Annotated in this window: 7 protein-coding genes; 5 read left to right on the top strand and 2 right to left on the bottom strand. The window is 57.1% G+C overall.

The window, feature by feature from the left end; translation table 11 throughout:
• Window positions 1-188 precede the first annotated feature (188 nt).
• Window positions 189-365, top strand: coding sequence for a hypothetical protein (locus DBR30_RS18040; protein ID WP_005337712.1), 177 nt, complete (start codon window positions 189-191; stop codon window positions 363-365).
• A gap of 72 nt (window positions 366-437) precedes the next feature.
• Here the strand turns inward: DBR30_RS18040 and icd are convergent, their stop codons facing one another.
• Together icd and DBR30_RS18050 are read right to left on the bottom strand one after the other, a co-directional pair.
• On the bottom strand, window positions 438-1,691 hold the full coding sequence (gene icd, locus DBR30_RS18045; RefSeq protein WP_108588459.1) for an NADP-dependent isocitrate dehydrogenase: 1,254 nt from the start codon (window positions 1,689-1,691) through the stop codon (window positions 438-440).
• Between the two features lie 156 nt (window positions 1,692-1,847).
• Window positions 1,848-2,723, bottom strand: coding sequence for an AraC family transcriptional regulator (locus DBR30_RS18050; RefSeq protein ID WP_042656031.1), 876 nt, complete (start codon window positions 2,721-2,723; stop codon window positions 1,848-1,850).
• A 116-nt stretch (window positions 2,724-2,839) separates the two neighbouring features.
• Between DBR30_RS18050 and manA the strand changes: the two genes are divergently transcribed.
• The 4 genes from manA to DBR30_RS18070 all read left to right on the top strand — a co-directional run.
• Window positions 2,840-4,030, top strand: a complete 1,191-nt coding sequence (manA, locus tag DBR30_RS18055; RefSeq protein ID WP_108588460.1) for a mannose-6-phosphate isomerase, class I — start codon at window positions 2,840-2,842, stop codon at window positions 4,028-4,030.
• A gap of 637 nt (window positions 4,031-4,667) precedes the next feature.
• Complete coding sequence (locus DBR30_RS18060; protein WP_108588461.1) at window positions 4,668-7,364, top strand: GH92 family glycosyl hydrolase; 2,697 nt, start codon at window positions 4,668-4,670, stop codon at window positions 7,362-7,364.
• 55 nt (window positions 7,365-7,419) lie between these two features.
• Window positions 7,420-9,822, top strand: a complete 2,403-nt coding sequence (locus DBR30_RS18065; RefSeq protein ID WP_108542198.1) for a GH92 family glycosyl hydrolase — start codon at window positions 7,420-7,422, stop codon at window positions 9,820-9,822.
• A 62-nt stretch (window positions 9,823-9,884) separates the two neighbouring features.
• A partial coding sequence (locus DBR30_RS18070; protein WP_108588462.1) for a GH92 family glycosyl hydrolase occupies window positions 9,885-11,806 on the top strand: 1,922 nt, incomplete at its 3' end.

An 11,806-nucleotide genomic window follows, 5' to 3' on the forward strand; every position in this document is an offset into this window, starting at 1 on the left:
GTTTGTGCTAAAATGGCGCTCATTTTTTGACATCTCGCGTCACGTTCGCCGCCAGATTGCCCATCGGGCTCTCTGCCCGGGTCGTGACTTTGCACCATCATGCCTGATGATGTTCCCCCCAGGATGAGCCGACAGGCTCCCGTCAAGGTGGGCACCCTCAAGGGCACATGAGATAAGGAGATCGGGTAATGAAACAATATCAAAGCTGGCTGGGAGATTATCTGATGAGCCGACGTGACGGAGATCACGCGATGGCTTCGGAACTTGCCAACACCATCTGCGCCTTCTGGAAGGCCCAGGGTGATGAAGCAGAAACCAGCAAATGGCAGCAACGCTATCAGCAACACGTAGAGCAGGCGCAATAAGCCCCTTCACTCTTTCGCGATAAAAAAACCGGCGCACATGGCGCCGGTTTTGCGTTTCTGGCAAGCAGCAGATTACATCTGGTCGATCATGTCCTGAGCAAACTGGGAGCAGGAGCGCAGGGTGGCCCCTTCCATCAGACGCTCGAAGTCATAGGTGACGGTCTTGTTGCGGATCGCCGCTTCCATCCCCTTGATGATGAGATCGGCCGCTTCGACCCAACCCATGTGGCGAAGCATCATCTCGGCGGAGAGGATCAGGGAGCCCGGGTTGACCTTGTCCTGACCGGCATACTTCGGTGCAGTACCGTGGGTCGCTTCGAACAGGGCCACGCCGTCACCGATGTTGGCACCCGGCGCGATACCGATACCGCCTACCTGAGCGGCCAGCGCGTCGGAGATGTAGTCGCCGTTGAGGTTCATACAGGCGATGACGTCATACTCGGCCGGACGCAGCAGGATCTGCTGCAAGAAGGCATCGGCGATGACATCCTTGATGACGATGGTCTTGCCGGTTTTCGGGTTCTTGAAGGAGCACCAGGGGCCGCCGTCGATCAGCTGGGCACCGTACTCGTTCTGGGCCAGAGCATAGCCCCAATCCTTGAAGGCACCTTCGGTGAACTTCATGATGTTGCCCTTGTGCACCAGAGTCACTGAGTCGCGATCGTTGTCGATGGCATACTCGATGGCGGCACGCACCAGACGCTCGGTACCGGCCTTGGACATCGGCTTGATGCCGATCCCGCAGGACTCCGGGAAGCGAATTTTCTTCACGCCCATCTCGTTTTGCAGGAAGGCGATCACCTTGTTTGCTTCGGTGCTGTCGGCCTTCCACTCGATACCGGCGTAGATGTCTTCGGCGTTCTCGCGGAAGATCACCATGTCAGTCAGATCCGGACGTTTCACCGGGCTCGGGGTGCCGTCGTAGTAACGCACCGGGCGCAGGCAGATGTAGAGATCCAGCTCCTGACGCAGGGCTACGTTGAGGGAGCGAATACCGCCACCGACCGGAGTAGTCAGCGGGCCCTTGATGGCCACGCAATATTCACGAATGAAATCCAGGGTTTCGGCTGGCAGCCAGGCACCTTCGCCATAGACATGAGTCGATTTCTCGCCGGTATAGATCTCCATCCAGGCGATCTTGCGCTCGCCCTTGTAGGCTTTCTCGACCGCAGCATTCACCACATTCAACATGGCCGGGGTTACATCAACACCGATGCCATCCCCTTCGATAAACGGAATGATCGGATGGTTGGGAACCTGCAGCTTGCCGTTGGCATCGACTGTGATTTTCTGACCCTGGGTCGGGATTACTACTTTGCTTTCCATCGGCATCTCCTAACTTCCGTTTGTTATCAACTTGTTTGTTGCGCGCGGCCATCTTAGCCCATTCATTTTCATAATAAAACGACAAGAAAGCATGTCAGACCAAAGAGGTAGCCACCCGCCAGTGCGCCGTCACCACGCCTCCCCGACCCCGCCCCGTTATCCCTCCAGCTCGCTGGCCGCCGCCTGCGGCTGACTCAGGGAGCGGTACTGGGAAGGGGTCAACCCGGTCTTCTGCTTGAACACCCGGCAGAAGTAGTTCACGTCGGTAAACCCGCAGCGATTGGCGACCTCTTCGAGGCGGAAGCGATACTTCTTGAGCATGAACTTGGCCCGCTCCAGCCGTACCCAGCTGATATAGTCCGCCAGCCGCATGTGCCCCTGCTGGCGGAACAAGCGGGAGAGGTGGCTGGGGGAGAGATTGAAGCGGGCAGCGATGCATTCGCGGCTGATGGGGCGGTGAAAGTTTTCCTGAATGTAGATGCAAATGCCATGAAAGAGATCGGAGCCACGAGGACGACCGCTCTCCGACTCCACCAGCAACTGCCGTGAGTAACTGAGCAGCGCCTGCAGCAGGTAATTGTCCATCGGCGCCCTTATCGGCTCCTGCGCCAGGGTATTAAGAGAAAGCAGGATATGATCGAGCGCCCGTCCGGCACCGGCCTGAATACTGTGCTTCTGCACATCAAAGAAACCGGTATCCCCCTTGTGCTTGCTCACCAGACTAAAGCCTATCTGACGTTTGCCGAACAACAGGCTGAGCACGGAACAATCATTGTCCCAATCCGGCTTGTTCCAGCCGTTGGGGGGAATGTACATCGCCTCCCGCTGACCCATCTGAACCGACTGTACATCCCCTTCCGGGGACCAGATCTGGTTGAGATAGTGACCGCTGAAGACCAGCTCGAGACGCGGGAAGTTGACCTGATAACTGAAGCAGGGTGGTACCCCTTTGTCAGAGGCAAACAACACCTTCTCAAAGCCTTCCCCCTCACTTAGAAAGCCATCCAACAGCTGGGTAAAGATGATACTCATGAATGATCCTGATCAAGATGCAGAGAGCAACCGATTGCGGTGCGCTGCCCCTGCCATGCTATAGTCCGCGCCAGACTGAAATTCCCAAAAAATCGTTCTGATACAAGGAGCCATCCATGAGCTACCCGCCGTTTTTTCTAATGTGCAACCCGATCCAGGATTATGTCTGGGGCAGTCGCGACTCCCTGACCACGCTGTTTGGCATCAAAAATCCCGAAGGCAAACCACAAGCTGAACTGTGGATGGGCGCTCACCCCAATGGCTGCTCCGAAGTAACCCTGGCAGGCGAGACCGTGAAGCTTTCCAACCTGATTGACGCCAACCCCGTCGCCATGTTGGGCGAAGCTACCCAGGCTCGTTTCGGCTCACTCCCCTTCCTGTTCAAGGTGCTCTGCGCCGAGCAAGCCCTCTCCATTCAGGTACACCCGAGCAAGGCACAGGCCGAAGCCGGTTTTGCCAAAGAAGAGGCCGCAGGCATCGATATCAAGGCGAGCAACCGCAACTACAAGGATCCGAACCACAAGCCGGAGCTGGTCTTTGCCCTCACTCGTTATCAGGCGATGAACGGCTTTCGCGCCATCCCGGCCATCCTGGCCCTGTTCGATCGCATGGCGCTGCCCGCACTGGTCGACCTGACCGCGGCGCTTCGCCAGTCACAGGATGAAGCTGGCCTACAGCACTTCTTCCACCAGCTGCTGATCCTCAGCGGTGATCGCAAGGACGAGGCGCTGGCTGGCCTGCTGGCCTATGCCGCCGCCCATCAGGATGAAGAGACTTTCGCCACCATCAGCAAGCTGGCCAACCAGTACCCGGGGGATGTGGGGCTCTTCTCGCCGTTGCTGCTCAACGTGGTGACACTTGAGCCGGGTCAGGCGATGTTCCTCGATGCCCAGACCCCCCACGCCTACATCCACGGCACTGGCCTCGAGATCATGGCCAACTCGGACAACGTGCTGCGTGCCGGTCTGACCCCCAAATACATGGATGTGCCGGAGCTGCTGGCCTGCACCCGCTGTGTCGCCAAACCGGACGACCAGATCCTGCTCACCCCTCGCATGGAAGGCACAGTACAGCACTTCGACGTGCCGGTACCGGACTTCACCTTCAGCGTATATGGCGCAGGCGAATATGCCCTCACCACCGGCAATGCCGAGATCCTGTTCGCCATCGATGGGCCCATCACCCTCATTGGCCAGGATGGCGAGCGTCTGACACTGACCATAGGGCAATCTGCATTTGTACCCGCCAGCACCGGCGATTATCGCGTGACGGCTGAAGGGCGTTTTGCCCGCGCCAGCAACCGCTGATCCTGGTGGGCCATCGGCTCATCACCCTCTGTTCAAAGGGCCCAGCAGGGCTCTTTTTTCAGCGCATCTGATCATGTGGAGCCCAGTACGACTCACAAAATCGGCCATTTAACTCAACGTCGAAGAATAACACGTTGACTTATAATGATTAATATCATTTAGCCTCCCTGGTCACGCCACCCTGCGGTTATGCGAGCCAGCTCACACCCTTCCCCACACGTCATAAAAATCCAGTTAATGCCATTTTTTTCCTCTGTCCCAGGATATTAATCAACGAAATAATAGAAACCGTTAATTTACAGGCAGCAGGAAAAACATTTAAGAGCATTTATATATTCCAGATGTAACACTGCTCCGCCACTTATTTCATAAGTGTAAGGGGCGATTTTTTAAATCAGGCTATGGGTGCCTATTATTTTCCTGCGCATTTATTTTTCCGCCTGTATGGCCAGATTGTTTTCACGATCCATTTTATCTGGCTGATATTCCCCCGACACCCTCTATATCCAGTGACAGTCGGGGTAATACATGCAGATGGCTCTCTCATCCGGCAGATATTTATTGGCTGGCCCGGCGTTCTGCATTACCTGTTTTGATACGTTCGATACCCTACTTTCATTAACCTGTGGCGACAAATATGAAACTGAAACGTTCCCTGCTCGCGTGTGCCGTACTGGCTGGCCTGGTTGGTATATCCGGTTGTCAAAATGACTCGGATACCGCTGTCGATAACAATAAAGAGACTAACGTCTCCCGTTACGTCAATCCGTTCATCGGCACAGGTAATTTGGGCAACACCTATCCTGGTGCCACTACCCCGCATGGCATGGTGCAACTGTCGCCCAATAATGGGGCCAATGGCTGGGAATATATCTCCGGCTATTACTACCACGACAACCGCCTCGCCGGTTTTTCCCACACTCACCTCTCGGGGGCCGGAGCTGGAGATCTCAACGATATTCTGGTGATGCCGATCAACTCACGCTCCAATTTCATGATGAACGAGGGGTCGGCCTCACTGAATCTGGAGGCCTCCCGCTACAGCCACAAGGATGAAGAGGCAACGGCGGGCTACTACAAGGTCAATCTGAAGGATTACGGGATCAAGGCCGAGCTGACCGCATCGGATCGAGTGGGTGTTCATCGCTACACCTTCCCGCAAGATAAAAAATCGGAAATCGTGGTCAACCTCGGCTTCAAGGTCAACTGGGACTACACCTCCGACTCCTATCTGAAATGGGACAAAACCCACAACCGGATCGAGGGCCATCGCTTCTCTGACGGCTGGGCCCCCAGCCAGAAAGAGTTCTTCGTGATGGAGTTCGACCAGCCCATCAAAAACATCCGCTTCGCCTACTTTGACAAAGACCAAAACCGCTATCTGGACCTGCCGGAAGGCACCACCGAGATCGGCAACGAGACCCGTGGCAAATATCAGTACGCGCGTGCCTATGTGGAATTTGATACCGCGGCGGCGGGCTTGGTCGTCGAGGCCAAGGTAGCCCTCTCCAACGTCGAGATCGGCCGGGATGGCAACACTGGCGCCTCACTCAACATGACCGAAGTGGCCAATATGTCGTTTGACGATGTCCGGCAGGCTGCGACCCAAAAATGGGAAAAGGAGCTGGGCAAGATCCGGGTCATTGGGGATGAGGAGTACAAACAGACCTTCTATACCGCGCTCTACCACACCTATCTGGGCCAGACCATTCACTCTGATCTGGACGGACGCTACCGCCAGGTGCATCAGGGGCGCAACGCCTATCCGGATGGCAACACACCGTGGGGCGAGCAGATCGATACCCTCAAGGAGTCGGTTCGCACCGCCGATGCCAACCGGGATGGCAAAGCGGACTTTACCCGTTACGACACCTTCTCCCTGTGGGACACCTACCGCGCAGTACAACCCCTCTCGTCACTGCTGGAGCCGGATAGCCTCGCCGATGTGGTGCTCTCCATGCTCTCCTACGCCGAGGAGGAGTGGATGGACGATCTGGGCAACCTGCGCAAGGGCAGATTGCCGGAGTGGACCTTCAAGGGTAACGAGACCGGCATGATGATGGGGATGCACTCCACGCCGGTGATCCACGACGTGCTCTCCAAAGGCTCTCTGGACAGACGGATGATCGCGCTGGGCTTCAGCGATGCGGAACGTCAGGAGATCAAGGAGCGACTGGTGACCGCCATGATCACCGACGCCCGCGCAGCCACCAGCCAGGGGGTCGCCTGGATCAAGGAGTACGAGCAGCAAGGCTATGTACCTGCACAGTTGCATGACACGCCTCCTGCCAATGACTGGGAATCACACTCTCCCTTCAAGGATGCCTGGACCTCATCCTACTCGCTGGAGTACTCCATGAATGACTGGGCGATCGCCCAATCGATCAAGGCAGTATTTGGCGAAAGTGACCCCCGCTATCAGGAGTTTGCCGATCGATCCAAGAACTGGCAGGCGCAGTTTGACTTTGGCGGCAAGCAGTACAAGGGGTGGTTCAAAGCCCGCGACTACGCTGGCAACTTCATTGATGCCGGTTGGGTAGACCCGAAAACCGGCCGGGCAGTGGGCAAGGATTGGCGCCCCGACATGTTCAACTGGTCATTCGCCGAGTCCAACGGTTGGCAATACGCCTTCAGCGTTCAACATGACATTCATGGCCTGGTCGATCTGATGACCCGGTTCGACCAGACCCAGAATCCTCAGGCCAAACGGGGCGAACTGTTTGCCAAACGGCTGGACGAGTATTGGAGCACCTATCCGGATCGCAACGCTGGCGACAACCAGTTCCCGGTATTCAACACCGGCAACGTGGGACAGCATGTGCAGGGCAACGAGCCCGATATCCATGTGCCCTACCTCTACAACTACGTAGGACAGCCCTGGAAGGGACAGGCAGCCATCGTGGCAGCCACCAACGTCTGCTACAAGAACACCCCTGACGGCATCTGTGGCAACGATGACTTTGGCACCCTCTCTGCCTGGTTCGTGTTCCGGGCGCTGGGCTTCTTCCCAGTCAATGCCTCCTCCGGCATCTACGAGATTGGCACCCCCATGTTCGAAACCGCCTCGCTCGATGTGGGTGCGGGCAAGCAGTTCACCGTCACGGCCCAGAATGTCAGCCGCGACAACATCTACATCCAGTCCGCTCGCCTCAATGGCAGCGAGTTCAATCGCAGCTACCTCACCCATGAGGAAATCCTCAGTGGCGGCAAGCTTGAATTCGTGATGGGCGATAGCCCCAACCAGAACTGGGCCAGCCAGCCGGAAGATCTGCCGCCCGCGCAAGGTATCGGCACTTTCCTGCACGAAGGCGACCTGCCTGCCGGTTCCCGTTAATCACCTGTTCGGGGGAGGGCTTCCTCCCCCATCACCACTCAAAAATGGAATGACCATGTTCAAGTGCAATCTTCTTTCTCTTGCGGTGATTGCCGCACTGACCGGTGGCATCGCCGGTTGCAACAGTGAGAGCGAGTCTACCGCTATCGAGAAACCGGTAACTCCGGTTGTCGATCTGTCGGTACTGAAATACGTTGACCCCATGATAGGCACCGCCGCATCCGGCCACACTTTCCCCGGTGCCACCCGCCCTGCCGGCATGGTGCAGCTCTCGCCGGATACCTTTATTGGCTCCAACACCGATCACGAGAGCGGACTCAACCCCTGGCACTCAGCCTCCGGCTACTGGGACTCTTCCAATTACCTCACGGGCGAGATCGTCGCAACCGATGTTCCGCTCTACGGCTTCTCCCATACCCATCTCTCCGGCACCGGCGCCACCGATCTGGGCGACATTCTGGTACTGCCCTACGCCGAGATGGCAGACGCCCAAATAAACGCCTTTGACAAAACCAATGAGCACGCCAGCGCCGGTTATTACCAAACCAGACTGAACAAGGGGGGGATTGAGGTTGAGCTGACCACCACCAAACGGGTCGGCTTGCACCGCTACACCTTTGCCAAGGGGGCAGATCGCAATGTGAAATTCGATCTGGGCCATACCCTGCTCAACAACAACGGCCAATCGCTGAAAAACAAAATCGAAGTGGTGGATGAGTACACCCTGCGTGGCCGCAAAACCTCCACTGGCTGGTTCCAGGGACAGAACCATCAGGGCCAGAACATCTTCTTCTACGCCAAATTCAACCAACCTGTGGCCAGAGCCATGCTGGGCGAGCAGGACAAGATGCCGACCCGGGAGATGCGCCCCAACAGCGTCTATCAAGGGGATGACCTGACCGCCTACCTCAATTTTGGCCAGGGTGACCAACCGCTCGAGATCCGGGTCGGTATCTCGGCGGTGAGCTGGCAAGGAGCACAGAAGAATCTGGAGGCGGAAGCCCCCACCTTTGATTTTGCCAAGGTGAAAGCCGAGGCCGAATATGCTTGGGCCGACAAACTGACCAAGATCCGCGCAGAGGGAGGCACCCAGACCGAGAAGACCAATTTCTACACCGCCCTCTACCACATGATGATCGCCCCTATCGAGCTCTACGATGTGGATGGCAAGTATCTTGATATGCAGGGCACCCTGCGAATCCTGCAACCTGGTGATACCCCCAACTACTCCATCTACTCGACCTGGGATACCTTCCGCGCCGTTCACCCCATGTGGACCATCATGGACCCGCCACAGGCGACCCTGTATGCCAAGGACCTGATCCGCAAATCCAACGTGGAGTTTGGCCTGCTGCCCAAGTGGGAAGGCCACGGCTCGGAAACCGGCACCATGATTGGCTACCCCTCGGCGGCCATCCTTGCCGATGCGGTGACCAAGGGGCTGATCGATGCGCAAGAGGCACTGGAAGCCTCGGTCAAATCGGCCCACTACCGGCCTGCCGATTACCCGCAGATCCATGACGACATCCTGAGCTCGCTGATGGCCGGTCAGCTCAGCTATCACGAGAAAGAGCAGTGCGTCCGTTATCCCAACTGGAACTCGGTCTCCTACTCGCTGGAGTTCTCTTTCTACGACTGGACCATCGCCGAGATGGCGAAAGCCGCGGGCGACATGACCACCTATCAGGAGTTCAAGGCACGATCCTACAACTCGCTCAAACATTGGGATCCCCAGGCTGGCAATGCCGATGGCAAAGGCTTCTTCGTACCGACCGAGCTGAAAAACGGCGACCCGTGCGCCCTGAAATACGCGCCAGCCGATTTCGATCCCTACAAGTCGGATGCCTTCTACTACACCGAGGGCAATGCCTGGCAGTGGCAGTGGTCATTCATGCAGGATCTCGACAAGCTGACCGAGATCATGGGTGGCCAGCAGGGACTGAACGACAAGCTCGACAACCTGTTCAATGCCGACCCCAACGGGGGCGAAGCACATCAGGACATGACCGGTTACATAGGGCAGTACATTCATGGCAACGAGCCCTCACACCACGTCATCTATCTCTACAATCGCACCGCCCAGCCCTGGAAAGCGCAGGAGTACCTCGACCGGGTCTATAAGGAGTTCTACAAAACCACCCCGGATGGCCTGATCGGCAATGAAGACGTCGGCCAGATGTCGGCCTGGTACATCATGAGTGCCATGGGCTTCTATCAAATCTCCCCGGGCAACCCGACCTACACCATCGGCCGTCCCATCTTTGACAAGGTCACCATCAACCTGCCCGACGGTCAGTTCAACGTGGTAGCGCAGAACAACAGCCCGGACAACCTCTATGTCAAAGAGGTCACCATCAATGGCAAGCCACTCAACCAGTACAACACCTTCGCCCACAGCGAGATCCGTCCCGGTGGTGAGCTGCGTTTTGTGATGACCAACCAGCAACCGACCCCGTAACTCTACAAGCGGCAAGCCACCCGGCTTGCCGCTTGTTCATCTCCGGAATTTGAGGAACAACGATGTTCAAACCCCACAAGCTGGCCATCATGGTGACAGCCCTGCTTGGCCTCTATGGCTGCAACACAAACGATGAGACTACTGACAATGGCCGCCCCGATAATGCCCTGCAGGTGCTGCAATATGTCGATCCACTGATCGGCACCGATGGGCTGGGCAATGTCAATCCGGCCCCTGTCATGCCGGAAGGGATGATCCAGCCGGGCCCGGACAACTGGAATCCGGCCAACTGGAATGGCAAGGGATCCCCTTCCGACTATCACCACCATCTGGCCAAGCTTTCCGGCTTCAGCAGCACCCATATCTCGGGGGCAGGCAAGGGGGATCTCAATGATTTCGCCTTCTTGCCCTTCACCGGCAACAATACCGACCCGGTCACCATCAACAAGACGAGCGAACAGTCGGAAGTAGGCTATTACAAAGCGGATCTGGTGGAGACCGGCATCAAGGCCGAACTCACTGCCACCCAGCGGGTCGCCTTCCACCGTTACAGCTATCCGGCGGGTGAAGATCGCAAAGTCCAGCTCGATCTGCAGCACGAGCTGCTGGAGCAGTATGGCAACCACTCCCGCAATATTTACTTCAAGCGGGTGAGCGACAACGCCATTGCCGGAGCCAGAACCAGCAACGAGTGGGGGCAGTGGCAGACGGTCTTTTTCTACGCCGAGTTTTCCGAGCCGTTTGTGGATCAGATCCTCTATGTCGATGGCAAATTGAGCAACGACACCGAGGTGGGGTTGGCCGATTACATCGGGTATGGCGAAACCAGACCCCGGGTACGGGATGTGGTGACCCGGCTCAACTTTGCCAAAGGGGAACAGCCCATCACCATGAAGATGGCCATCTCGGGCACCGGCATTGAAGGGGCCATGGCCAACCTGCGCGCCGATGAACATGGCTACCGCTTCGATCAGGTGGTGCAGGAGAGCAAACAGGCATGGGCGAAAGTGCTCAATAAATTCACCCTCGAGGGGGGCAGCGATGCTGACAAGACGATGTTTTATACCTCGCTCTATCGCACCTACATCGCCCCCTTCGTATATCAGGATGTGGATGGCCACTATCGCGGGATGGATGGCAAGGTGCATCAGGCCAAGCCGGGCTTTACCAACTATTCGGTCTACTCCATGTGGGACACCTTCCGCGCAGCCCACCCGCTGAAGACCATCATCGAAAAAGAGCGCGCCATCGACTATGTGCACGACCTGCTCAACAAATATAAAACCGGCGGCATCATGCCCAAGTGGGAGCTGCACTCCGACTATACCGGCGAGATGGTCGGCTATCCGGCGGTCTCCATCATCGCCGACGTCATCGTCAAATACCCGGGTGAGTTTTCGCCAGAAGAGATAAAGCTGGCGCTGCAGGCGGCCAACGTCTCCGCCAACTTTGACCTCGAGCTGACCAAAAGCTGGGTGCCCTATCAGGATCCCTGGAACGGCGACAAGCGCTTCACCGTGATGACCCGTCACGGCCAGTATGCCGAGCAGCACGGCTATGTCCCCGCCAACGTCAAATACAAGCCGGAAGAGGGGGGCATGGCCCAGGACAAGTACGATGAGCTGGTCAACGAGTCCGTCTCGTACGGTGTCGAGAATGCCTACTATGACTGGTGTATCGCCCAGCTGGCCCGACTGGCTGGCGACAAATCCGCGGAGAACCGCTATCTGGCCCGGGCGACTACCTGGCGCGCCTATTTTGACTACAACCCGGCGCAATATGGCAAATATGGCGCGACCGGCTTTATGCGCCCCAAAAATTACGATGGCAGCTGGGTCAACAATTACCCCTCCTGCGCCATCGATAAAAACGGCAACCCCGTTACACCACCACAAAACTGTGACACCAACGACAGCAGCCGTTATGACATCTTCTGGCCCTATCGGGCCGAGCACAGGGGGCAGGACTTTACCGAAGGCAACAC

Source organism: Aeromonas sp. HMWF017 (assembly GCF_003061465.1).
In the GTDB taxonomy this organism is placed as follows: Bacteria; Pseudomonadota; Gammaproteobacteria; order Enterobacterales; family Aeromonadaceae; genus Aeromonas; species Aeromonas veronii.